The organism is Agrococcus sediminis (genome assembly GCF_007923295.1).
Lineage (GTDB): Bacteria > Actinomycetota > Actinomycetes > Actinomycetales > Microbacteriaceae > Agrococcus > Agrococcus sediminis.
The window spans coordinates 148,959-172,792 of sequence record NZ_VOIR01000012.1 but is presented as its reverse complement, the minus strand read 5'-3'; the positions used below and the strand labels follow the sequence as shown (position 1 = coordinate 172,792).

The following is a 23,834-nucleotide window of genomic DNA, read 5'->3' as shown; positions in this document are numbered from 1 at the left end:
TCGCCGAGGGGCGCTCGCGCCAGCCCGCCCGCGGCGGCCGGGGCGGCGGCGACTACCCTGGGAGCGTGACGATCGGAACCCAGCCCGCCCTGACCGAGGAGCGCATCCAGCAGCTCCGCGGCGACTTCCCGATCCTCGCCGAGCAGCCCGTGGGTGTGCCGCTCGTCTACCTCGACTCCGGCGCGACGAGCCAGCAGCCGCGGCAGGTGCTCGAGGCCGAGTGGGCCTTCCGCACCCGGCACAACGCGGCGGTGCACCGCGGCGCGCACACCCTCGCGTCGCTCGCGACCGACGACTACGAGTCGGCCCGCGACCGCGTCGCGCGCTTCGTCGGCGCCCGCCCGACCGAGATCTCCTGGGCGATGAACGCCACCGACGCGCTCAACACGGTCGCGCTGTCGCTCGCCGAGGCGAACCGCGCCGCCGACGTCGACCCTGCCCTGGCGCTCCGCGAGGGCGACGAGATCCTCGTGACCGAGGCCGAGCACCACGCCAACCTGCTGCCCTGGCAGCGGCTCGCCGACGAGACCGGCGCGCGGCTGCGCTGGGTGGAGGTCGACGACGACGGGGTGTGGACGGCGGATGCGGCGCTCGCGCTCATCACGGAGCGCACGCGGGTCGTCGCGGTCGCGCACGTCTCGAACGTCACGGGCCTCATCGCGCCGCTCGAGCCGATCGTCGCCGCCGCGCACGCCGTCGGCGCGCTCGTCGTGCTCGACGCGTGCCAGTCGGTGCCGCACCGCCGGGTCGACCTCGGCGCGCTCGGCGTCGACGCCGCCGCGTTCAGCGGCCACAAGATGCTCGGCCCCGGCGGCATCGGCGTGCTCTACCTCGCCGAGCGCCTCGGCGCCGCGCTGCCGCCTGCGCGCGTGGGCGGCTCGATGATCACGACCGTGACGATGACCGAGCGCGAGTTCCTGCCCGCGCCGCAGCGCTTCGAGGCCGGCACGCAGCCGGTGTCGGCGATCGTGGGCCTCGCCGCAGCGGTCGACTACCTCGAGGGCGTCGGCATGGCGGCGATCGAGGCGCACGAGGTCGCGCTCGGCGAACGGCTCGCGGCCGGTGCCGTCGCGATCGAGGGCGTGCGGCTCGTGGGGCCGCCGCCCGGCGTCGAGCGCGCGGGGCTCGCGAGCGTCGTCGTCGACGGCGTGCACGCGCACGACGTCGGCCAGGTGCTCGACGCCGCGGGCATCGCGGCGCGCGTCGGCCACCACTGCGCCCAGCCTCTGCACCGCCGCCTCGGCGTCGCCGCGACGACCCGCGCATCCACCTACCTCCACACCACGGAGGCCGAGGTCGACCGGTTCCTCGACGTGCTCTCGACCGTGCGCGGCTACTTCGGGGCGGGGCGAGCATGAGCGATCCGCTGGCGGGGCTCTACCAGGAGCTCATCCTCGAGCACGCGAAGCGCCGCGAGGGGGAGGGCGCGCTCGAGCCGTTCGACGGCGAGCGCTTCCTGCGCAACCCCACGTGCGGCGACGAGATCCGGCTGCGCGTGCGGCTCGACGGCGACGCGATCGACGCGCTCGGCTGGGAGGGGCAGGGCTGCTCGATCTCGCAGGCGTCGGCGTCGGTGCTCGCCGAGCTCGCGCCCGGCCTCACGATCGCCGACGTGCGCTCGCGCATCGAGGCGCTGCGCGAGCTGCTGCGCTCGCGCGGCGCGGTCGAGCCCGACGAGGCGGTGCTCGGCGACGCGGTCGCGTTCGCCGGGGTCGCGAGGTTCCCGATGCGGGTGAAGTGCGCGATGCTCGCGTGGGTCGCGCTCGAGGAGGCGCTCACCGAGCTCGGGCGCTGACGCCGAAGCCTCCTGCGCGCGAGCGGCATGCATGCTGTGGTTCGCTGTCTGATAGCACCATAGGAGGTCTGCCATGTCCCGCACCATGACGATCGGCGAGCGCGTGGGGCGCGTCGCCGGCACCTGGTTCCCGCTCATCGTCCTCGCCGCCGGCGCGATCGCGATCCTCGTCCCGCAGGCCTTCCTGCCGATCGGGCCGTGGATCAACACGCTGCTCGGCATCATCATGCTCGGCATGGGCCTCACGCTGCAGCCGGTCGACTTCGCCGTCATCGCCAAGAAGCCCAAGGCCTTCGCCGTCGGCGTCGTGGCGCAGTACGTCGTCATGCCGCTCGCCGCGATCGCGCTCGCGCTCGCCTTCCAGCTGCCGCCCGAGCTGCTCGTCGGCGTCGTCCTCGTCGGCTCGGCGCCCGGCGGCACCGCCTCCAACGTGATGGTCTACCTCGCCAAGGGCGACACCGCGCTCTCGGTGGCGATGACGACCGCCTCCACGCTGCTCGCGCCGGTGCTCACGCCGCTGCTCGTGCTGTGGCTCGCCGGCTCCTACCTGCCGGTCGACGCGTGGGGCCTGTTCCAGTCGATCATCATGATCGTGCTGCTGCCGGTGATCGCCGGCCTCGTGCTCCGGATGCTGCTGCCGAAGGTCGTGCGGGCCATCCTGCCGTGGCTGCCGCTCGTGTCGGTCGTCGGCATCACCCTCGTCGTGCTCGCGGTCGTCGCCGGCTCCGCCGCGACGATCCTCTCGGTCGGCCTGCTCGTCGCGCTCGTCGTCATCCTCCACAACGGCATCGGCTACGGCCTCGGCTTCCTCGCCGCGAAGGCCGTGGACCTCGACGAGAGCGCCCGCCGCGCCGTCGCGATCGAGGTCGGCATGCAGAACTCGGGCCTCGCCGCGGGACTCGCCCGAACCCACTTCACGCCCGAGTCGGCGCTGCCGGCGGCCATCTTCTCCGTCTGGCACAACGTGTCGGGCTCGCTGCTGGCCTCGTACTGGTCGCGGCGCCCGCCGAAGGGCGCGGCCTCGACGACGCCCGCGCTCGACGACCAGCCGGTCGCCAGCTGAGGCATCCGCTCCGCGTCCCGCACGCTCCCGCCCCGCCCCGTCGCCCCGCTGTGGGCGGCGGGGCGTAGCGTTGCCCCATCGACTCCGAGGAGGCCGCGATGGCGCTGCGCTGGTATTCGAACGTGATCGAGACGACCGATGTCGTGCGGCTGGCCAGTTGGTGGGCCGACGCGCTCGACTGGGACGTCATCTACGAGACCGACGACGAGTCGGTGGTGATCCCGAAGTGGGCGCAGGAACTCGGCGAGCGGCTGACGTTCCACCAGTTCCCGCCCGGGCTCGTCTTCGTGCGCGTCGACCACGAGAAGGCGACGAAGAACCGCATCCACATGGATCTCGCGCCGCACACGAGCGACGACCGCGACGCCGAGATCGCCCGGCTCGAGGGGCTCGGCGCACGTCGCATCGATGTCGGCCAGGGGCCAGACGTGTCGTGGACGGTGCTCGCCGACATCGATGGGAACGAGTTCTGCGTGCTGTCGTCGCGGGAGCAGTGAGGGCATGAGGAAGGGCCCCCGGGGTGTGCCGGGGGCCCTTCCTGCGGAGCGGGAGATCTCGATACGCGTGCGACTTCGTCGCGCGCTCCTCGATCTAGCGTCCTCCGCGCTGAACTTCGCTGCGCGAAGTTGAGCGCTCCGGACGCTAGTTGTTGCCGCGGAGGATCGCGATGATGCGCAGGATCTCGACGTAGAGCCAGATGATCGTCATCGTCAGGCCGAACGCCGCCGACCAGCCGTACTTCTTGTGCACGCCGCGCTTCACGCCCAGCTCGATGCCCTCGAAGTCCATGACGAGCGAGTAGGCGCCCAGCAGCACCGCGAGGCCGCCGAGCAGCACGCCCCACGGGATGCCGAAGATCGGGCTCGGCGCCGAGCGCATGCCGAAGGCGAGGTCGCCCGTGGCGCCGAAGAGCATCATGCCGAAGTTGACCAGCGAGAACAGGCCGTAGCCGATCAGCACGATGAAGAAGATCTTGTTCATCCGCGGCGACGTGCGCACGATGCGGAACGCGTAGAGCGCGAGCGTCGCGGCGATCACGCAGGCGGTCGCGAGCAGCGCCTGGAAGATGATGCCGTCGAGGCCCATGCCGAACTCGAGCAGGCCCGAGAAGCCGCCGAGGAAGAGGCCCTGGGCGCCGGCGTAGGCGAGCACGAGCGCCGGGCTCGGCTCCTTCTTGAAGATGTTGACGAGCGCCAGCACGAAGCCGACGAGCGCGCCGCCGTACGTGAGCACGTAGAAGGGCAGCGAGGTGCCCGTCATCAGCAGCATGCCGAGCGTCACGATGAAGCCGAGCGCGGTGACGCCGAGCGTGACCACGGTCTTCGTGATGACGCCCTCGTAGGTCAGCCGCTCGGTCTCGAGCGGCGACGCCGCCGGCCGGTTGAACTGCTGGTCGAGCTGGTCGGGCGAGGGCTGGCCGTAAGGGGCCTGGCCGTACTGCATCGGCTGCCCGTAGGGCTGCTGGCCGTACTGCTGCTGACCGAAGGGCTGCTGGCCGTACTGCTGCTGGCCGTAGGGCGCCTGCTGGCCACCGGGAGCAGCCTGCGCGGCGCGCTGGGTGTTCTCGGTGAACGCGGGCGAGTTGCGGAACGCCGGGTTGCCTGCCAAGGGAAGGTCTCCTGTTCGAGAAGGTCGAGCTGCCGCCGCATGGGCGGACGCGTTCAGCGTAGCGACGGATGCCCAGATCTCCCTGTGGATCCGGGCATGTTCGCGCCAGGCGCAGGCCGTTCACCCGCACCGCGCCGATCGTTCACCCGCGCGCCCTAGCCTGGCGCCGTGCAGCCCACTCGACTCATCGCCCACCGGGGCGCGTCCGGCTGGGCGCCCGAGCACACCGAGACGGCCGTGCGGCTGGCCGCGCGGCTCGGCGCCGACGCGGTCGAGCCCGACCTCGTCGCCACCCGCGACGGCGTGCTCGTCGTGCGGCACGACAGCGAGCTCGGCTCCACCACCGACATCGCCGACCGGCCGGAGCTCGCCGACCGGCGCCGCACGCAGACGATCGACGGCGAGGAGGTCGCCGGCTGGTTCGTCGAGGACTGCACCTGGGCCGAGGTCGCCACGCTCCGCGCCCGGGAGCGCCTGCCGCGGCTGCGCCCGCTCGGCGCGCTGCGCGAGGGCCGCGAGGGCGTGCTCCGCTTCAGCGACCTGCTCGCGATCGCCGACGAGACGGGGCTCGACGTGGTGGCCGAGCTCAAGCACGCGAGCCACCACGCCGCGCTCGGGCTCCCGCTCGACGCGCTGCTGGCGGATGCGGTGGCCGGCACCCACTGGGCGGGCGACGGGCGGCTCACGGTCGAGTCGTTCGAGGAGGCCGTCCTGCACGAGGTGCGCGACCGCGGCGTCGAGGCGCGCCTCGTCTACCTGATGGGGGAGGGCGGCACCGCCGCCGACCTCGTCGGCCGCGACGGCGCATCCGCCCCCACGTACGCCGAGCAGCGCGGCGACGCGTCGCTCGCCGAGCTCGCCCGGCGCGTCGACGCGATCAGCGTCGACAAGGCGGTGCTCTTCGACCGGTCGGACGGCGCGCTGCGCGCGAGCGACCTCGTCGAGCGCGCCCGCGCCGTCGGCCTCGGCACCATCGCCTGGACGCTGCGGCCCGAGAACGCCTTCCTCGAGCCCGAGCACCGGCTCGGCGAGCACCCGGCCGCGTGGGGCGACTGGACGACCGAGTGGCGCATGCTCGCATCGCTCGGCCTCGAGGCGGTCTTCGCCGACCACCCCGACCTCTGGCGCCGCCTCGAGGCGTAGCCGGCGCATCCGACGACGCCGGCCCGGCCCGGCGCGTCACCGGCCCCTCGTAGACTGGTCTGCTGATGAGCGATCTCTGGGGACTGGGCGACGAAGGCTTCGACTCGGTCCAGCGACCCTCGCCGATCGGGCCGCGCGGCGACGCCGTGCCCGAGCACCTGCTCGAGGGGCTGAACCCGCCGCAGCGCGAGGCCGTGCTGCACCGCGGGCCCGCCCTCCTCATCGTCGCCGGCGCCGGCTCCGGCAAGACGCGCGTGCTCACCCACCGCATCGCCGGCCTGCTCGCGACCCGTGAGGCGTGGCCGAGCCAGATCCTCGCGATCACCTTCACGAACAAGGCCGCCGCCGAGATGCGCGAGCGCGTGCACAGCCTCATCGGCGAGGAGGCGAGCGGCATGTGGATCCGCACGTTCCACTCCGCGTGCGTGCGCATCCTGCGCCGCGAGGCCGAGGAGTTCGGCTTCAAGCAGTCGTTCACGATCTACGACTCGGGCGACGTGCGGGCGCTGATCAAGCGGCTCATCAAGGAGCGCGGCGCCGACATCCAGGGCCTCACGCCCGGCGGCGTCTCGGCGCGCATCTCGAAGGCCAAGAACGAGCTGCACGACGTCGACTCGTGGGCGCGCACGGCCAACCTCGAGAACCCGCTCGACCAGGCGTTCCTCGAGCTCTGGCGCGACTACGACCGCGAGCTGCGGCGGGCCAACGCCTTCGACTTCGACGACCTCATCTCGCAGACGGTCTTCCTCTTCCGCGCGTTCCCGCACGTCGCCGCCCAGTACCGCAAGCGCTTCCGGCACATCCTCGTCGACGAGTACCAAGACACCAACGCGGCGCAGTACGCGCTCATCCGCGAGCTGACGCAGCCCGTCACGCGCGCCGACCTGCCCGACCTGCGCAGCGACCTGCCGGGCGCCTCGCTCACCGTCGTGGGCGACTCCGACCAGTCGATCTACGCCTTCCGCGGCGCCGACATCCGCAACATCACCGACTTCGAGCGCGACTTCGCCGGCGCCCGCGCGATCCTGCTCGAGCAGAACTACCGCTCGACGCAGAACATCCTCTCGGCCGCCAACGCCGTCATCGGCAACAACTTCGACCGGCGCGAGAAGCGGCTCTGGACCGATTCGGGCGACGGGGCCAAGATCGTCGGCTTCACCGGCTACTCGGGCCACGACGAGGCGCAGTTCGTCGCCGACGAGATCGTCGAGCTCACCTCCGGCGGCATGGCCTACAGCGACATCGCCGTCTTCTACCGCACCAACGCCCAGACGCGCGCGCTCGAGGAGGTGCTCATCCGCACCGCCATCCCCTACAAGGTGATCGGCGGCACGAAGTTCTACGAGCGCGCCGAGATCAAGGACGCGATGGCGTACCTGATCACCGTCGCGAACCCCGCCGATCCGCTGAGCCTGCGGCGCATCATGAACGTGCCGAAGCGCGGCATCGGCCCCGCGACCGAGGCGGCGCTGCAGGCGTTCGCCGACGAGCACGGCATCACGCTGCGGGATGCGCTGCGGCGCGTCGACGAGATCGCCCTCGGCCCGAAGGTGGCCGCGGCCATCAAGGATCTGGCGGCGCTGCTCGACCACTGGAGCGAGCGGCCCGAGGCCGACCCGGGAGAGGTGCTGCGGGATCTGCTCAGCCGCTCCGGCTACACCGACCAGCTGCGCCGCTCGCCCGACCCGCAGGACGCCGCGCGGCTCGAGAACGTCGAGGAGCTCGTCGCGGTGACGCGCGAGTACCGCCGCCAGAACCCGGGCGGCAACCTCATCGACTTCCTCACCGAGACGGCGCTCGTCGCCGCCGCCGACGAGCTCGACGACTCGGGCGGCCAGGTCTCGCTCATGACGCTGCACACGGCGAAGGGGCTCGAGTTCGACGCGGTGTTCATCACCGGCGTCGAGGAGGATCTGCTGCCGCACCGCATCTCGGCGAACGAGCCCGGCGGGCCCGCCGAGGAGCGGCGGCTGTTCTACGTCGGCATCACGCGCGCGCGGCAGCGGCTGCACCTGTCGCTCGCGATGACGCGCGCGCAGTTCGGCGAGGTCAACCCCGCGGTGCCGAGTCGGTTCCTCGAGGAGATCCCGGCCGAGCTGGTCGACTGGCGCACGCTGCCGACGACGATGCGGCCGGCGCCCGCGCAGCGCGCCGTGGGGCGCTGGAGCGACGGGCCGCGCGAGTCGTTCGTGACGGGCTTCCGCGACCCGAAGCCGCTCCCGAAGGGCAAGGGCACCTTCGCCAACACCATCACCGAGGTGCGCGACAACTCGGCCCTCGAGCTCTCGCCCGGGGACCGCATCCGCCACAAGGACTTCGGTGAAGGGCGCGTGCAGGCGGTCTCGGGCGCGGGCGCGAAGCGCATCGCCGAGGTGCAGTTCGACCAGGTGGGGCGCAAGCGGCTGCTGATCAAGATCGCGCCGATCGAGCTGCTCTGAGCCATTGGTCTCGACTCGGGCGGCCGCCTCCGGCGGCAGCCCGGCTCGACCGGCGGGAGGGCGGCGGCTACAGCGCCTGCGTCACCAGCAGCACCATCGCCACGAGGGTGAGCGCCGCGGCGCCAACGATGAGCGGGCGGAACCGGCGCGCCATCGTGCGCGGCGGCCGGTCGTCGTCGAAGCGCTCGAAGTAGGGGTCGAGCTCGGGCGGGACGCGGTCGTGCTCGTGGCGCTGCTCCTGCATGCGCCCCAGCCTCCCACGAGACGATCAGCGACGCACAGGCAGGGCCGGACTATGGTGCGGAGCATGCGTCGACTGGTCGGAGCGAGCGGCATCGCAGCGCTCGCGCTCGCCCTCGCGGGCTGCGGCCTCACCGTGCCCTCCGACCCCGACGGCACCCTCGAGACCGTCTCGGGCGGCGTGCTCGCGGTGGGCGTCACGCCCAACCCGCCGTTCACCGAGACCGACGACGCCGACGACGAGGAGCCGTCGGGCACCGAGGTGACGCTCGTCGAGTCGTTCGCGGCGTCGATCGACGCCGAGCTCTCGTGGACGGTCGGCAGCGAGGAGGACCTCGTGCGCCAGCTCGAGGAGGGCGACCTCGACCTCGTCATCGGCGGCATCACCGAGCAGACGCCCTGGGCGGCGCACGCCGCGCCGACCCGCGCCTACGCGCAGGCGCTGCAGCCCGACGGCTCGACCACCGGCGTCGTCATGCTCACGCCGATGGGCGAGAACGCCTTCCTCGCCGCCCTCGAGCAGCACCTCGACGAGGCGGCGCCATGAAGCGCATCGGCCGCACCGAGCTGCCCCCGGCCCAGGAGCAGGCGCTCCGCAAGGCGCGCCTCGTCGAGTGGCTGAGCCTCGGCTACGCCGCGATCGCGATCACGCTCGTCGGCCTCGTGATGGGCGGCTCGCAGGCGATGCGCACGGCGTGGATCGAGGACATGCTCTCGACCGTCCCGCAGCTCGCGTTCCTCATCGCCCTCGCGGTCATCCGCCGCCCGCCGAGCCAGAAGCATCCGTACGGGTACCACCGGGCGATGGGCATCGGCCACCTCGTCGCCGGCGTCGCGCTCTTCGCCGTCGGCGCGACCCTCGCGTTCGACGCGATCAGCGGGCTCGCCTCGCTCGAGCACCCGTCGATCGGCACGGTGCGGCTCTTCGGCACCACGATCTGGCTCGGCTGGCTCATGGTCGGCACGATGCTGCTCATCTCGGCGCCGCCCGTGATCCTCGGCATCGTCAAGATGCGGCTCGCGAAGCAGCTGCACAGCAAGCTGCTGCACGCCGACGCCGACATGATGCGCGCCGACTGGACGACGCACGCCGGCTCGATCGTGGGCGTGCTGGGCGTCGGCCTCGGCATCTGGTGGCTCGACGGCGCGGCCGCCCTGTTCATCTCGGCCGGCATCATCTGGGACGGCGTGAAGAACACCCGCGCCTCGGTGCTCGACCTCATGGACATGCGCGCGACGACCGTCGACCAGTCGGAGCCCGACCCGCTCATCGTCCGCATCGAGGACACGCTGCGGCGGCTGCCGTGGGTGCGGGATGCGGCCAGTCGCGTGCGCGACGAGGGGCACGTGTTCCACGTGGAGGCGTACGTCGTGCCGCTGCGGCGCAAGGTCAAGGTGGAGGACGTCGACCGCGCGGTCGCGCAGGTCACCGCGCTCGACTGGCGCGTGCAGGACGTCACGATCGCGGTCATGGGCCGGCTGCCGTCGCCGGAGGCCGAGCGGCGCGACGACGACCGCTCCGACGACGGAGCCGCCGCGCCGGAGTGATCCGGGCGGCGGCTCCGATGCGGGTCGCTACGCGTCGCGGTCGCGATCCGGGTCGCGACCCGGGCCGGGCTCGGCGTCCGGGTCGGCGCCGCCGCGCTGCAGCGGCACCGCGCGGGTCGACAGCCGGCCGCGGTCGAGCTCGGGGTGCGGCTCGTGCGACTCGATCTCCTCGTCGACCGCGGCGATCGTGGTCGTGTCGATCGACGGCAGCGCGGCCTCGAAGCGCGCGCGGCGGCGCTTGAGCCACAGCGCGAGCGCGATGATGAGCGCGAGCAGCGCGTAGGCGACGATCGAGAACGGGCTGTGCACGAGGTAGGCGGGGTCGCCCTGGCCGATCTGCATGGCCTTGCGCAGCTGCTCCTCGGCCATCGGGCCGAGGATCGCGCCCACCACGAGCGGCGCGATCGGGAAGCCGAGCCGCCGCATGAAGAAGCCGAGCACGCCGAGCACGAGCAGCACCGCGATGTCGAAGACGGTGAAGTTCGCCGCGTAGGCGCCGAGCCCGGCGAAGACGAGGATGCCCGCGTAGAGGTAGGGGCGGGGGATCTGCAGGAGCTTCACCCACATGCCCACGAGCGGCAGGTTGAGCACGAGCAGCATCGCGTTGCCGATGAAGAGGCTCGCGATGAGCGCCCACACGAGCGCCGGCTGCGTGTCGAACAGGCGCGGGCCCGGCTGGATCCCGTACGTCTGGAAGGCGCTCAGGATGATCGCCGCGGTCGCCGTCGTCGGGATGCCGAGCGTCAGCAGCGGCACCAGCACGCCCGCGGCCGCCGCGTTGTTGGCCGACTCCGGACCCGCGACGCCCTCGATCGCGCCCTTGCCGAACTGCTTCCGGTACTCGCCCTTCGCGAGGCTCCGCTCGGTCGCGTAGGAGAGGAAGGTCGCGACGTCGGCGCCGCCGGCGGGGATCGAGCCGATCGGGAAGCCGATGCCGGCGCCCCGCAGCCACGGCTTCCACGACCTCGCCCAGTCGGAGCGGCGCATCCACGTGCGCCATCCGCGCGTGATGGGGATGATCGGGATCTCGCCGTTGCGCAGGCGGGAGCCCACGTACAGGGCCTCGCCGAGCGCGAAGAGGCCGACCGCGACGAGCACGACGTCGATGCCGTCGCCGAGCTGCGGGATGCCGAGCGTGAAGCGCGCCTGCCCGGTGAGCGAGTCGACGCCGATGAGGCCGATGAAGAGGCCGATCGACAGCGACACCATGCCGCGCCAGGCGCTGTCGCCGAGCAGCGCGCCGACCGTGAGGAACGCGATCACCATGAGCGCGAAGTAGTCGGATGGGCCGAGGCTGACCGCGAGGCGGGCGACGGTGGGCGCGAGGAGCGTCAGCAGCACCGTGGCGATCGTGCCCGCGACGAACGAGCCGATCGCGGCGGTGGCGAGCGCCGCCGCGCCGCGGCCGGCGCGCGCCATCTTGTTGCCCTCGAGCGCGGTGACGATCGACGCGGACTCGCCGGGGGTGTTGAGCAGGATCGACGTGGTCGAGCCGCCGTACATGCCGCCGTAGTAGATGCCGGCGAAGACGATGAACGCCGCGGTCGGCTCGAGCGCGTACGTGATGGGCAGGAGCAGCGCGACCGTCATCGCCGGGCCGATGCCGGGCAGCACGCCCACGGCGGTGCCGAGCAGCACGCCGAGCAGCGCGTACAGCAGGTAGACGGGCTGGAGCGCGGTCGCGAAGCCCTCGAGCAGCAGGGTCCAGGTGTCCATCAGAGGCCGATCCAGGAGGTCAGGGTGCCGGTGGCGGGCAGCGAGAGGCCGAGCAGCGTGCCGAACACGAGCTGCGTGACGACGCCGAGGGCGAGACCGATCGCGGCGGCGAGCCACCAGCGCTTCGCGCCGAGGGCGAGCGAGGCGCCGGTGAAGAGGATGGCGACGCCGAGGGGCCAGCCGAGGTGGGGGATGGTGAGCATGAGCGACAGGAAGCTCAGCACGACGATGCCGGTCGAGCCCCACGAGGTGCCGTGCTCGAGGTCGATGTCCTCGCCCTCCTCGGCGTGCCCGAAGCGGCCGCGGAGCTGGCCGACGAGCACCACGAGCGACGAGAGCAGCAGCAGGCCGCCGACGGCGTACGGCACGACGCGCGCGCCGAGCGTGTTGGTCGATCCCGGGGGCTCGCGGATGGTGGTGGTCGAGATGAGCACGGCGATCGCCAGCACCACGAGCAGCCCGACGAAGACCATCGCCTCGATGCGGGCCGAGCGCGCCGCGGCCGACGCACCCGTGGGTGCGCCGGCCGGGGCGGTGCTCATTCGATCAGGCCGATCGTGCGCAGCGTCTCCTGGGTGAGCGTGATGTCGTCGGCGAGGAACGCGTCGAACTCGTCGCCCGGCATGAACGCATCCGTCCAGCCGTTGGTCTCGAGCGTCTCGGTCCACGCGTCCTGCTCGTGCAGCTGCGTGACGAGGTCGACGAGCGCCGTGCGCTCCTCGTCGGTGATGCCGCCCGGGGCGATCACGCCGCGCCAGTTCGTGAGCGTCACGTCGATGCCCTCGTCCTGGATCGTCGGCACGTCGGGCAGCGCCTGCGCGGGCTCCTCGCTCGAGACGGCCAGGGCGCGCAGGTCGCCCGAGAGCACGGACTCCGAGAACTCGCCGACGCCCGAGATGCCGGCCTGCACGGTGCCGCCGAGCAGCATCGTGAGCGCCTCGCCGCCGCCGGAGTTGGCGACGTAGTTGAGCGTGGTCGGGACCTCGGCCGCGTCGACGCCGGCCTCGGTGAGGAGCAGGCCCGCGAGGATGTGGTCGATGCCGCCGGCGGAGCCGCCGGTGACCGCGAGGCCCTGGCCCTCGGCGACGATCGCGTCGACCAGGTCCTGCAGGCTCTCGTAGGGAGAGTCGGCCGGCACGACGATGACGAGCGGCTCCTCGGTGAGCTTCGCGATCGGCGTCATGTCCTCGATGCGCACCTCGGAGGCGTTCGTCTCCACGGCGCCGACCATGACGGAGCCGGTGATCATGAGCGTGTTCGGGTCGGTCTCGGTCGCGAGGCTCGCGAGGCCGACGGTGCCGCCAGCGCCGCCGATGTTCTCGACCGGCGCCGAGCTGACGAGGTCGGTGTCGGTCAGCACCTGGCCGATGGCGCGGGCGGTCTGGTCCCAGCCGCCGCCCGGGTCGGCGGGGGCGATGACGCTGACCTCGGTGACGGCGGCCGGCGCCTCGCCCTCGGCGCCGCCGGTCGAGGCGGGGGCGCCGCCGGACGAGCAGGCGGCGAGCGCGAGCGCTGCAGCCCCCGCGAGGCCGATGCGGACGATGGTGCTGGTGCGCGTGCTGGGCGCGGTGCGTGGGTGCATGGATCGCACGTCTCCTCCTTGAGCGCCCGGCGCCGTGCCGGGTCGCGATCTGGGGGCGACGCTAGCGGCGACGGATGCCCGGTGCGCGGTTGTGGTCGATGTGCACGTTTCGGTCGTTTCGGTCGCCCTCCGCGGGAGCCAGCGCGCGCCTATCCTGAGGGCATGGGGCGGGCGATGACGCTGCGGACGCAGCTGGTGCTGCTGCAGAGCGCCATCATGCTCGTCGTCATCGTCGGCTCCGGCGTCGCCGCCGCCTGGGTGCAGGAGCGCGCGATCCGCGACGCCTACCTCGACCGCATGGTGGGCGTCGCCTCGTCGGTGGCGCAGCTGCCGTCGGTGGTCGACGCGTTCGACGATCCCGACCCCGCCGAGGTCATCCAGCCGATCGCCGAGACGGTGCGCGTCGCATCCGCCGTCACGTACGTCGTCGTCACCGACGTCGCGGGCGTGCGCTACTCGCATCCGAACCCCGACCGCATCGGCGAGGTCGTCTCGACCGACCCGACCGCCGCGCAGTCCGGCGAGCGGTTCGTCGGCACGCAGACCGGCACGCTCGGCACCTCGTGGCGCGTGAAGGTGCCCGTGCACGACGCCGACGGTCAGGTGATCGGCCAGGTCTCGGTGGGCATCCTCGAGGCCGAGCTGCACGCCGACTGGCTCGGCAGCATCTGGGTGCTCGCGCTGTGCCTCGCCGCGGCCGCCGTCGTCGGCGTGCTGCTCGCGAGCTGGGCCGCGTCGCTCGTGCGCCGGCGCATCCACGGCGTCGAGCCCGACGAGATCAAGTCGATGCTCGAGACCCGCAACGCGACCCTGCACGGCATCGGCGAGGGCCTCGTGGTGCTCGACGAGCGGGCGACGATCGCGCTCTGCAACGACGCGGCGCTGCGGCTGCTGGGGCGGGAGGGCGACGAGCTCGCGGGCGTGCCGGTCGCCGAGGTGCTCGACGCGCGGCTCGAGCCGCTGCTGGCCGACGCGGGCGAGCAGCAGCTCGTGCTCGCGGGCGAGCGGGTGCTCGTCGCGCGCGCCGACCCCGTGGTCGTCGACGGCCGCACGGTCGGCACCGTGCTCATCCTGCGCGACCGCACCGAGCTCGACGCGGCGCTGCGCGACCTCGCGGGCGCGCAGGGCATGACCGAGACGCTGCGGGCGCAGCAGCACGAGTTCGCCAACACGCTGCACACGCTCGGCGGCCTGCTCGAGCTCGGCGAGGCCGACGCGGCGATGCAGGTCATCGCTCGCGCGGGCGCCGGCGGGGCGCTGTCGTCGCTCGCGCCCGCCGAGGGCGTGCTCGACCTCGAGGTCGCGGCGCTGCTGCTCGCCAAGCGGGCGCAGGCGCGCGAGCACGGCGTCGAGCTGGCGGTCGCGCCCGGGTCGACGCTGCGCCCCGCCGCGTCGACGGCGGGCTCGAGCGACTGGGTGACGGTGCTCGGCAACCTCATCGACAACGCGGTGGATGCGTCGGGCGGCGGGCGCGTGCAGGTCGCGATCGCCGACGACGACACCGACGCCGGCCGGGTCGTCACGATGGCGGTCGACGACGACGGCCCCGGCGTGCCCGAGGAGCGGCGGCAGCGCATCTTCGACCTCGCCGTCTCGACGAAGACGCACGCCGCCGGCCTCACCCGCGGCTACGGGCTGACGCTCGTGCGCCGCGTCGCCGAGCGGCTCGGCGGCGACGTGCGGGTCGAGACGTCGCCGCTCGGCGGCGCGCGCTTCGTCGCGACGCTGCCGGTCGACCGCAGCGAGGTGCCCGCGTGAGGCCGCTGCGCGCACTGATCGTCGAGGACGACAAGGCGGTCGCGATCGTCACCCGCGGCTTCGTCGAGCGCCACGGCGGGTTCGTCGTCGCGGGGGAGGCCGCCACCGGGCGCGACGCGCTCGAGGCGATCGAGGCCGTGCGCCCCGACCTCGTGCTGCTCGACGTGCACCTGCCCGACGCATCCGGCATCGAGGTGCTGCGCGTCGCCCGCGCGCGCGGCTTCGCGGGCGAGGTGGTCGCGGTCACCGCTGCGCGCGACCTCGAGACCGTGCGCGCGGCGCGCGCGTTCGGCGTGCGCCACTACCTCGTGAAGCCGTTCGGGCTCGAGGCGATGCGGGAGCGGCTCGAGGCGATCCGCGCCGAGATCGAGCGGGCGGAGGCGCACGGGCCGCGCGCGCTCGACCAGCGCGCGGTCGACGCGATGCTGCAGCCGTCCGAGCGCTCGGCGAAGCCGGCGCCGGCGGGGTCGCAGCTCACCCTCGACCGCGTCGCGGCGCTGCTCGAGTCGATCGGCGCCGACGTGAGCGCGGCGGAGGTGGGGGAGCGGCTCGGGATGTCGCGGGTGAGCGCCCGCCGCTACCTCGAGCGGCTCGTCGTCGACGGCGCGGCCGAGGTCGCGCCCCGCTACGGCGGCACCGGGCGCCCCGAGCTGCGGTACACCGCGCGCCGCTGAGCGCGGGCGGCCTGCCGCGCTAGTGCACGGGCGTGCCGACGAGCGTGCCGATCAGCCACGTCGCGGCGAGCGCGACGATGCCGCCGAGCAGCACCCGCAGCATGCCGATGCGCTTGCCGGAGCCGCCGATCCGTGCCGAGACGACGCCCGTGACGAGCAGCGCCAGCACCGTCGCGACGACGATCGGCCAGGGCATCCACGCCGCGGGCGCGACGAGCGCCGCGACGAGCGGCACGAGCGAGCCGAGCGTGAACGCGACCGCCGACGACGCCGCTGCAGACCAGGGGTTGTTGAGGTCGTCGGGGTCGAGCTTGTACTCGACGTCGAGGTGCGCGCGCAGCGGATCGGCCTCGGTGAGCTCGACCGCCACCTGGTGCGCGGTCGCCGGGGCGAGGCCGCGCGCCTCGTACATGTGGGCGAGCTGGTCGATCTGCCCCTCGGGGTTGCTCTCGAGCTCGGCGAGCTCGCGGCGGATCGCCGCGCGCTCGCTGTCGCGCTGCGACGAGACCGAGACGTACTCGCCGACCGCCATCGAGAAGGCGCCCGCGACGAGCGCGGCGACGCCCGCCGTGAGGATGCCGCCGATGCCCGTGCCGGCGCCGGCGACGCCGACCATGAGCGCCGACGTCGACACGATGCCGTCGTTCGCGCCCAGCACGCCGGCGCGCAGCCAGTTGAGCTTCGACGCCATCGACTCGACCGGCGGGGGCAGGTCGGGACGGCGCTGCATCGCGGGATCCATGGTTCCTCCTGGGTCCATCGTCGGCGGTCGCCGGGACCCCCGCAAGCAAGGCGAGGCTCGTGCGATTCCGGCAAGAAACCCGAATCTTCGGGCTTCGGCGGGCCGAAAGCGGCGGGGGCGGCATTCGCCGGAGGGCTAGGCTTGCCCAGGCGAATCCCCCACCCACACACGGATTGGATGACGCGTGGATCTCTACGAGTACCAGGCAAGGGACCTGTTCGAGCAGCACGGCGTGCCCGTGCTGCGAGGCATCACCGCCGACACCCCCGAGCAGGCCGAGGCAGCAGCCACGGAGCTCGGCGGCGGTGTCGTCGTGGTGAAGGCGCAGGTCAAGACCGGCGGCCGCGGCAAGGCCGGCGGCGTGAAGCTCGCGAAGAGCGCCGCCGAGGCGAAGGCGGCGGCGGAGGCCATCCTCGGCCTCGACATCAAGGGGCACACGGTGCACCGCGTGATGGTCGCCGAGGGTGCATCGATCGAGGAGGAGTACTACTTCTCCGTGCTGCTCGACCGCGCCAACCGCTCGTACCTCGCCATGTGCTCGTACGAGGGCGGCATGGAGATCGAGCAGCTCGCCGAGGAGCGCCCCGAGGCGCTCGCGAAGGTCGAGGTCGACCCCGCCGTCGGCATCGACGCCGCCAAGGCCGAGGAGATCGTGCGCGCCGCGAGCTTCCCCGAGGAGCTCGTCGCCAAGGTCGCCCCCGTGCTCGTGCAGCTCTACGGCGTCTTCGCCGCCGAGGACGCCACGCTCGTCGAGGTCAACCCGCTCGTGCTCACCGCGGGCGGCGACGTCATCGCGCTCGACGGCAAGGTCACGCTCGACGAGAACGCCGCGTTCCGGCACCCCGCGCACGCCGACCTCGAGGACAAGGCCGAGGCCAACCCGCTCGAGGCGAAGGCCAAGGCCGCCGACCTCAACTACGTCAAGCTCGACGGCCAGGTCGGCATCATCGGCAACGGCGCGGGCCTCGTCATGTCGACGCTCGACGTCGTCGCGTACGCCGGCGAGCAGTTCGGCGGCGTGAAGCCCGCGAACTTCCTCGACATCGGCGGCGGCGCATCCGCCCAGGTCATGGCGGCGGGCCTCGACGTCATCCTGCACGACCAGGACGTCAAGAGCGTCTTCGTCAACGTCTTCGGGGGCATCACGGCGTGCGACGAGGTCGCCAACGGCATCGTGAAGGCGCTCGAGATCCTCGGCGACGAGGCCTCGAAGCCGCTCGTCGTCCGACTGGACGGCAACAACGTCGAGGAGGGCCGACGCATCCTCGCCGAGGCGAACCACCCGCTGGTGACCGTCGTCGGCACCATGGACGAGGCAGCGGCCAAGGCCGCCGAGCTGGCTGCGGCATAGGAGAGCAGAAGATGTCGATCTACCTCAACAAGGACAGCAAGGTCATCGTCCAGGGCATCACCGGCGGCGAGGGCTCCAAGCACACCGCCCGCATGCTCGCGGCCGGCACCCAGGTCGTCGGCGGCGTCAACGCGCGCAAGGCCGGCACGACCGTCACGCACACCGCGAAGGACGGCTCCGAGGTCTCGCTGCCGGTCTTCGGCTCGGTGGCCGAGGCGATGGCCGAGACCGGCGCCGACGTCTCGATCGTCTTCGTGCCGCCGGCCTTCGCCAAGGACGCCGTCATCGAGGCCATCGACGCGGGCATCGGCCTGCTCGTGGTCATCACCGAGGGCATCCCCGTGCAGGACTCCGCCGAGTTCTGGGCGCACGCGAAGGCGAAGGGCACGACCCGCATCATCGGCCCGAACTGCCCCGGCATCATCACGCCGGAGGAGTCGCTCGTCGGCATCACGCCGGCGAACATCACCGGCAAGGGCCCGATCGGCCTGGTGTCGAAGTCGGGCACGCTGACGTACCAGATGATGTTCGAGCTGCGCGACCTCGGCTTCTCGACCGCCATCGGCATCGGCGGCGACCCGGTCATCGGCACGACGCACATCGACGCGCTCGAGGCCTTCGAGGCCGACCCCGAGACGAAGGCGATCGTGATGATCGGCGAGATCGGCGGCGACGCCGAGGAGCGCGCGGCCGACTACATCAAGGCGCACGTGACGAAGCCGGTCGTCGGCTACGTCGCCGGCTTCACCGCGCCCGAGGGCAAGACGATGGGCCACGCCGGCGCGATCGTCTCGGGCTCGTCGGGCACCGCCGAGGCGAAGAAGGTGGCCCTCGAGGCCGCCGGCGTGAAGGTCGGCAAGACGCCGTCCGAGACCGCCCGCCTCATGCGCGAGGTCATCGAGTCGCTCTGACGTGAGCGCTCGCGGAGGGCCCCGGCTGCGGCCGGGGCCCTCCGTCATGCCGGCGTGCGGATGCGGGGGGCTAGGGTGGGCGCACCTGACGCGAGCACGGAGGACGACATGAGCCATCACGACGACCACCAGCACGACCACCAGCACGACGCGGGCGACGACGGCACGAGGAAGCCCGGCGGCCTCGGCGACGAGGGCACCATCCCGAACGACCCGGACGGCCTCGGCGCGACGACGACCGATGAGGAGTCGACGTTCGAGCCCGAGGAGGACGAGCAGGCCGACCCCGACCTGCCGTCGCGGTAGCGCCGGCGGCATCGGACGCTCGCGCGAGCGCCCGGTGCGGGTGCAGAGTGGGCGCATGACCATCCTCTGCGCGACGTGCGGCGTCGAGACCGGCGAGCCGCTCCCCGAGACCTGCGCCATCTGCGCCGACGAGCGGCAGTGGGTGCCGCTGCACGGGCAGATCTGGACGAGCACCGGCGAGCACGCCGAGCGCGGGATGCGCATCGACCTCGTCGAGGACGAGCCGGGCCTGTGGGCGCTCACCTCCGACCCGGCCGTCGGCATCGGGCAGCGGTCGCTGCTCGTGCAGACGCCCGAGGGCAACCTGCTGTGGGATCCGCTCGGCACGATCACGGATGCGGCGGTCGAGCAGGTGCAGGAGCTCGGCGGCCTCGCGGTCGTCGCGGCCTCGCACCCGCACATGTTCGGCGTGCAGTGCGCGTGGGCCGACGCGCTCGACGCGCGCGTGCTCGTGAACGCGCGCGACGCATCCTGGGTGCAGCGCGAGCATCCGCGCGTCGAGCAGTGGGACGACGAGCTCGAGGTGCTCCCCGGCGTGCGGCTCATCCGCATGGGCGGGCACTTCCCCGGCGCGGCGGTCGTGCTGTGGGAGCAGGGCAGCGACGGGCACGGCTCGCTGCTGGCGGGCGACACGATGCAGCCGAAGCCCGACCGCGCGAGCGTCGGCTTCATGCGGTCGTACCCGAACAACATCCCGCTGTCGGCGGGCGTCGTGCGGCGGCTGGCCGACCAGGCGGCGACGCTGCGCTTCCGGCGCATCTACGGCAACATCGGCGGGCAGGTGATCGACGACGGCCCCGCCGCGATCGCCCGCAGCGCCGAGCGGCACATCGCCTGGGTGACGGGCGAGCACGACGACCTCACCTAGGGCGCCGCGCTGCACCCGCCGCGTCGAGTGGGGCGGATGCGCCCGTCTGGGGCCGGCGCGCCCACCCCGCTCGGGCGCATCCGCCCCGCTCGACGACGAAGGGCCCGGCCGGAGCCGGGCCCTTCGCGCGCTGCGTCAGCGCAGCGGCGCGAGGATCGCGTTCAGCGACGCGCTCGGGCGCATCGCCGCGTCGGCGAGCTCGGCGTCGACGCGGTAGTAGCCGCCCAGCTCGACCGGGCTGCCCTGCACGTCGAGCAGCTCCTGCTCGATCGTCGCCGTCTGCGCGACGAGCTGCTCGGCGACCGGCCCGAACGTGGCCGCGAGGTCGGCGTCGTCGGTCTGCGCCGCGAGCTCCTCGGCCCAGTAGTGCGCGAGCCAGAAGTGGCTGCCGCGGTTGTCGATCTCGCCGACCTTCCGCGACGGCGACCTGTTCTCGTTCAGGAAGGTGCCCGTCGCCGCGTCGAGGGTCTCGGCGAGCACGCCCGCGCGGGCGTTGCCGGTCGTCTCGGACAGGTGACGGAACGACTCCGCGAGCGCCATGAACTCGCCGAGCGAGTCCCAGCGCAGGTGGTTCTCCTCGACGAGCTGCTGCACGTGCTTCGGCGCCGAGCCGCCGGCGCCGGTCTCGAACAGGCCGCCGCCGTTGAGCAGCGGCACGACCGACAGCATCTTCGCGCTCGTGCCGAGCTCGAGGATGGGGAACAGGTCGGTGTTGTAGTCGCGCAGCACGTTGCCGGTGACCGAGATGGTGTCCTCGCCGCGCCGGATGCGCTCGATCGAGAGCTTCGTCGCCTCGACCGGGCTGAGGATCGTGATCTGGAGGCCGTCGGTGTCGTGCTTCGCGAGCTCCTCCTCGACCTTCTTGATCAGCTCCGCGTCGTGCGCGCGCGCCTTGTCGAGCCAGAAGACCGCGGGGGTCGACGAGGCGCGGGCGCGCGTCACCGCGAGCTTCACCCAGTCGCGCACCGGCACATCCTTCGTCTGGCAGGCGCGCCAGATGTCGCCGACCTCGACGTCGTGCGCCATGAGCACCTCGCCGGAGGAGCTCACGACCTCGACCCGACCGTCCCGCTCGATGCGGAACGTCTTGTCGTGCGAGCCGTACTCCTCGGCCTTCTGCGCCATGAGGCCCACGTTCGGCACCGAGCCCATGGTGGTGGGGTCGAAGGCGCCGTTGGCCTGGCAGTCCTCGATGACGACCTGGTAGATGCCCGCGTAGGAGGAGTCGGGGATCACGGCGAGCGTGTCGGCCTCCTCGCCGTCCGGGCCCCACATGTGGCCGGACTGCCGGATCATCGCCGGCATCGACGCATCCACGATCACGTCGGAGGGCACGTGCAGGTTGGTGATGCCCCGGTCGGAGTTCACCATCGCGAGGCGGGGGCCGTCGGCGAGGCCCTGCTCGATCGCCTGGCGGACGCCCGCGGCGGTCGACTCGTCGAGCTCCGACAGGCCGGAGAGGATCGAGGCGAGGCCGTTCTCGGCAGAGAGGCCTGCGGCCTCGAGCTGGGCGCCGTAGCGCTCGAAGACGGCGGGCAGGAACGCGCGCACGACGTGGCCGAAGATGATCGGGTCGGAGACCTTCATCATCGTCGCCTTCAGGTGCGCCGAGAACAGCACGTGCTCGTCGCGGGCGCGCTGCACCTGCTCGGCGAGGAACGCGTCGAGCGCCTTCGCGCTCATGAACGTCGCGTCGACGATCTCGCCCTCGAGCACCGCGAGGCCGTCCTTCAGCACCGTCGTCTCGCCGTCGGCGACGAGGCGGATCTGGAGGGTGTCGGCGGCCGGCATCGTGACCGACTGCTCGTTGGCGCGGAAGTCGTCGGCGCCCATCGTGGCGACGGCGGTCTTCGAGTCGTCGGCCCACGCGCCCATCGAGTGGGGGTGCTTGCGGGCGTACTCCTTCACCGAGCGGGGCGCGCGGCGGTCGGAGTTGCCCTCGCGCAGCACGGGGTTGACGGCGGAGCCCTTGACGGAGTCGTAGCGGGCGCGGATGTCGCGCTCGTCGTCGGTCGTGACCTCGTCCGGGTAGTCGGGGAGGGCGATGCCCTGCGACTGCAGCTCGGCGATCGCGGCCTTCAGCTGCGGCACCGATGCCGAGATGTTGGGCAGCTTGATGATGTTGGCCTCGGGCGTCTTGGCGAGCTCGCCGAGCTCTGCCAGCGCATCCGCCTCCTGCTGGTCGGCCGGCAGGCGGTCGGCGAACGACGCGACGATGCGCCCGGCGAGCGAGATGTCGCGGCGCTCGACCTCGACGTCGGCCGCGGCGGCGAATGCCTCGACGATCGGGAGGAACGAGTGCGTCGCGAGCATCGGCGCCTCGTCGGTGTACGTGTAGATGATCTTGGCCATGCGGCTCGAACCCCTCGCGGTCTCGGAATGGCGGCGGCCGCGAGTGCGTGCGCGGGCCGCGCCGTGCGGCTCCAACCTACCGCGACCTCGCTCGGGCGGCGCGCGGCGGGGCAGCCCCGACGAGGGCGGATGCGTCGATACAGTTGCCAGCCGTGAGAACAGGGCCTGCAGTGCGCCGCCTGTGGGCCGGGATCGGCCAGGCGGTGGAGTCGGCCGCCATCGTGGCGGTCGGCATCGTGCTGTGCGCGCTCGTGCTGCTCGCCGTCTGGGGCATCGACCAGGGCTTCGCCGGCGACCCGTCCGCGCAGTGGCGCGTCGCGGTGGACGCGTGGCTGCTCGGCCACGGCGTCGCGATCGGCGTGACGCTCGGCACCGACGCGATCGTCGCGGTGGGCATCGAGGAGGCCGGGAGGCCCTTCGTGCTCAGCCTCGGCGCGTGGGGGATCGGGCTCGTCACCTTCTGGCTCCACTGGCGCAGCGGCCGCCGGCTCGCCGAGCTGCCGCTGATCGAGACCGGCATCGCCGTGGCGGCGGGCGCCCTCGCCACCGGCCTCGTGGGCCTCGGCGCCGCCGCGACGGCGACGCACGGCATCGCGGCGCCCAACCTCGGGCAGGCGTTCGCCCACCCGGCGCTCGTCGCGCTCGCGGGCATGCTCGCCGCGGTCCTCGCGGTGCACGGCCACGACTGGCTCGCCGCCGCCGCGCGCGGGCTCACGATCGAGGAGGGGTGGATGCGCGCCATCCGCACCGCCATCCGGTCGGGCCTCGGCGGGGCGGCAGGGGTGCTCGGCGTCGGCGCGCTCGTGCTCGGGGCGGGCCTCGTGCTGCGCTTCACCGACGGCATCCTGCTGATGGAGGCGCTGCAGGTCTCGCACGTGGGGGTCGTCGTGCTGTTCCTCGTGCAGCTGGCGCTCCTGCCCGTCGCGGTCGTGTGGGCCGCGTCATGGGCGATCGGGCCGGGCTTCATGATCGGCACCGGCTCGAGCATCTCGCCGCTCGGCACCGACCTGGGGCCGGTGCCGTCGCTCCCGCTCCTCGCCGCGATCGACCCCGAGGCGGCGCCCTGGATGCTCGCGGTGGTCGCGCTGCCCGTGCTCGCGGGCGTGCTCGTCGGGGTGCTCGCGCGCCAGACGATGCTCGCCGGCACGGTCGAGCGCCCGGTGCACTGGTGGGAGCTCGCGATCGCGGGCGTCGGCGGCGGCGTGCTCGCGGGGGCGCTGCTCGGCGTCGCCGCCATGCTCGCCACGGGCTCGGCGGGGCCCGGCCGCCTCGCCGAGACGGGATCCGACGCGGTGCTCGTCGCGGCGTGGGGCGCGCTCGAGGTGGGCGCCGGGCTGCTGGTCGGCATGACCGCGGGCGGTCGCGGCGCCGGGGCGCTCGCAGGCATCGCGCTGCCGCTCGCCGGCGAGCGCGAAGGGTCGCGGGTGCGCGACCTCCTCGGCTTCGGCGCGGCGGATGCGTCCGACGCTCGGGACGAGGCGGCGGATGCGGCTCACGGGCGCGAGGGCGAGGTCGAGGCGGCGGATGCGGCGGCGGATGCGTCGGCGGACGACGCGCCGGTCGTCGCGCCGAGCGCCGACGAGCAGGAGACCGCGGTGATCGCGCCGCTCGCGGATGCGCAGGAGACGGCGGCGATCGCGCCGCTCGCCGACGCCCGTGCCGAGCGCGCGGCCGGGACCGAGCCGACCCATCCGGAGCCCGCGCCCGAGCAGGATCGTCCTGCGACGTAGGATGGAGCG

The 23,834-nt window shown here is 73.1% G+C and carries 22 protein-coding genes; 15 read left to right on the top strand and 7 right to left on the bottom strand.

The annotated features are described in order from the left end of the window. Positions 1-65 precede the first annotated feature (65 nt). The 4 genes from FQ330_RS04460 (at position 66) to FQ330_RS04445 (ending at position 3,355) form a co-directional block, all read left to right on the top strand. Positions 66-1,358: an aminotransferase class V-fold PLP-dependent enzyme gene (locus FQ330_RS04460; RefSeq protein WP_225792688.1), complete on the top strand. Its 1,293-nt coding sequence runs from the start codon at positions 66-68 to the stop codon at positions 1,356-1,358. Then, on the top strand, positions 1,355-1,795 hold the full coding sequence (gene sufU / locus FQ330_RS04455) for a Fe-S cluster assembly sulfur transfer protein SufU (protein ID WP_146355614.1): 441 nt from the start codon (positions 1,355-1,357) through the stop codon (positions 1,793-1,795). The genes FQ330_RS04460 and sufU overlap by 4 nt, the downstream gene beginning before the upstream one ends. Before the next feature lie 73 nt (positions 1,796-1,868). Beyond that, entirely contained in the window at positions 1,869-2,858 is a 990-nt protein-coding gene (locus FQ330_RS04450) for a bile acid:sodium symporter family protein (protein WP_225792687.1), read from the top strand. 98 nt (positions 2,859-2,956) lie between these two features. After that, the gene (locus FQ330_RS04445; protein WP_146355612.1) at positions 2,957-3,355 is read left to right on the top strand and encodes a VOC family protein; all 399 of its coding nucleotides are present in this window, start codon (positions 2,957-2,959) and stop codon (positions 3,353-3,355) included. A gap of 145 nt (positions 3,356-3,500) precedes the next feature. On the opposite strand, the gene FQ330_RS04440 is transcribed toward FQ330_RS04445, so the two are convergent. After that, positions 3,501-4,466, bottom strand: coding sequence for a Bax inhibitor-1/YccA family protein (locus FQ330_RS04440; protein WP_192575845.1), 966 nt, complete (start codon positions 4,464-4,466; stop codon positions 3,501-3,503). Positions 4,467-4,634: 168 nt separating this feature from the next. On the opposite strand from FQ330_RS04440, the gene FQ330_RS04435 reads away from it, so the two are divergent. Further along, entirely contained in the window at positions 4,635-5,609 is a 975-nt protein-coding gene (locus FQ330_RS04435; RefSeq protein ID WP_146355608.1) for a glycerophosphodiester phosphodiesterase family protein, read from the top strand. A gap of 65 nt (positions 5,610-5,674) precedes the next feature. Further along, entirely contained in the window at positions 5,675-8,047 is a 2,373-nt protein-coding gene (locus FQ330_RS04430) for an ATP-dependent helicase (RefSeq protein ID WP_146355606.1), read from the top strand. A gap of 67 nt (positions 8,048-8,114) precedes the next feature. On the opposite strand, the gene FQ330_RS13245 is transcribed toward FQ330_RS04430, so the two are convergent. Next, positions 8,115-8,291, bottom strand: a complete 177-nt coding sequence (locus tag FQ330_RS13245; RefSeq protein ID WP_164877197.1) for a hypothetical protein — start codon at positions 8,289-8,291, stop codon at positions 8,115-8,117. Between the two features lie 63 nt (positions 8,292-8,354). Between FQ330_RS13245 and FQ330_RS04425 the strand changes: the two genes are divergently transcribed. Both FQ330_RS04425 and FQ330_RS04420 read left to right on the top strand, forming a co-directional pair. Then, positions 8,355-8,834 carry a transporter substrate-binding domain-containing protein gene (locus FQ330_RS04425; protein WP_225792686.1) on the top strand — a complete coding sequence of 160 codons (480 nt, stop codon included), beginning with the start codon at positions 8,355-8,357 and terminating at the stop codon, positions 8,832-8,834. Beyond that, entirely contained in the window at positions 8,831-9,835 is a 1,005-nt protein-coding gene (locus FQ330_RS04420) for a cation diffusion facilitator family transporter (RefSeq protein WP_146355602.1), read from the top strand. Before FQ330_RS04425 ends, FQ330_RS04420 begins: the two co-directional genes overlap by 4 nt. A gap of 27 nt (positions 9,836-9,862) precedes the next feature. Here FQ330_RS04420 and FQ330_RS04415 read toward each other — a convergent pair whose 3' ends face one another. From FQ330_RS04415 to FQ330_RS04405, 3 genes are read right to left on the bottom strand one after another with little or no spacing between them, the layout of a single operon-like run. After that, entirely contained in the window at positions 9,863-11,551 is a 1,689-nt protein-coding gene (locus FQ330_RS04415; protein WP_146355600.1) for a tripartite tricarboxylate transporter permease, read from the bottom strand. Continuing rightward, on the bottom strand, positions 11,551-12,093 hold the full coding sequence (locus FQ330_RS04410; RefSeq protein ID WP_146355598.1) for a tripartite tricarboxylate transporter TctB family protein: 543 nt from the start codon (positions 12,091-12,093) through the stop codon (positions 11,551-11,553). The genes FQ330_RS04415 and FQ330_RS04410 overlap by 1 nt, the downstream gene beginning before the upstream one ends. Further along, complete coding sequence (locus FQ330_RS04405) at positions 12,090-13,133, bottom strand: Bug family tripartite tricarboxylate transporter substrate binding protein (RefSeq protein ID WP_146355596.1); 1,044 nt, start codon at positions 13,131-13,133, stop codon at positions 12,090-12,092. The genes FQ330_RS04410 and FQ330_RS04405 overlap by 4 nt, the downstream gene beginning before the upstream one ends. A 162-nt stretch (positions 13,134-13,295) precedes the next feature. Between FQ330_RS04405 and FQ330_RS04400 the strand changes: the two genes are divergently transcribed. Continuing rightward, positions 13,296-14,891 carry an ATP-binding protein gene (locus FQ330_RS04400; protein WP_128190434.1) on the top strand — a complete coding sequence of 532 codons (1,596 nt, stop codon included), beginning with the start codon at positions 13,296-13,298 and terminating at the stop codon, positions 14,889-14,891. Then, positions 14,888-15,565, top strand: a complete 678-nt coding sequence (locus FQ330_RS04395; RefSeq protein ID WP_146355594.1) for a response regulator — start codon at positions 14,888-14,890, stop codon at positions 15,563-15,565. The genes FQ330_RS04400 and FQ330_RS04395 overlap by 4 nt, the downstream gene beginning before the upstream one ends. A 19-nt stretch (positions 15,566-15,584) precedes the next feature. Here the strand turns inward: FQ330_RS04395 and FQ330_RS04390 are convergent, their stop codons facing one another. Continuing rightward, on the bottom strand, positions 15,585-16,307 hold the full coding sequence (locus FQ330_RS04390; RefSeq protein ID WP_225792685.1) for a VIT1/CCC1 transporter family protein: 723 nt from the start codon (positions 16,305-16,307) through the stop codon (positions 15,585-15,587). A gap of 184 nt (positions 16,308-16,491) precedes the next feature. Between FQ330_RS04390 and sucC the strand changes: the two genes are divergently transcribed. From sucC to FQ330_RS04370, 4 genes are all read left to right on the top strand, one after another. Next, positions 16,492-17,658, top strand: coding sequence for an ADP-forming succinate--CoA ligase subunit beta (sucC, locus tag FQ330_RS04385; protein ID WP_146355592.1), 1,167 nt, complete (start codon positions 16,492-16,494; stop codon positions 17,656-17,658). A gap of 11 nt (positions 17,659-17,669) precedes the next feature. Further along, the gene (gene sucD / locus FQ330_RS04380) at positions 17,670-18,569 is read left to right on the top strand and encodes a succinate--CoA ligase subunit alpha (RefSeq protein WP_128190687.1); all 900 of its coding nucleotides are present in this window, start codon (positions 17,670-17,672) and stop codon (positions 18,567-18,569) included. Positions 18,570-18,677: 108 nt separating this feature from the next. Further along, positions 18,678-18,875: a hypothetical protein gene (locus tag FQ330_RS04375; RefSeq protein WP_146355590.1), complete on the top strand. Its 198-nt coding sequence runs from the start codon at positions 18,678-18,680 to the stop codon at positions 18,873-18,875. Positions 18,876-18,930: 55 nt separating this feature from the next. Then, the gene (locus tag FQ330_RS04370) at positions 18,931-19,743 is read left to right on the top strand and encodes an MBL fold metallo-hydrolase (RefSeq protein WP_128190758.1); all 813 of its coding nucleotides are present in this window, start codon (positions 18,931-18,933) and stop codon (positions 19,741-19,743) included. A 135-nt stretch (positions 19,744-19,878) separates the two neighbouring features. On the opposite strand, the gene FQ330_RS04365 is transcribed toward FQ330_RS04370, so the two are convergent. Beyond that, positions 19,879-22,095 (bottom strand): NADP-dependent isocitrate dehydrogenase, encoded by a 2,217-nt coding sequence (locus FQ330_RS04365; protein ID WP_146355588.1) that lies wholly within the window; start codon positions 22,093-22,095, stop codon positions 19,879-19,881. 152 nt (positions 22,096-22,247) lie between these two features. Between FQ330_RS04365 and FQ330_RS04360 the strand changes: the two genes are divergently transcribed. Then, positions 22,248-23,825, top strand: coding sequence for a cell division protein PerM (locus FQ330_RS04360; protein WP_128190194.1), 1,578 nt, complete (start codon positions 22,248-22,250; stop codon positions 23,823-23,825). Positions 23,826-23,834 lie beyond the last annotated feature (9 nt).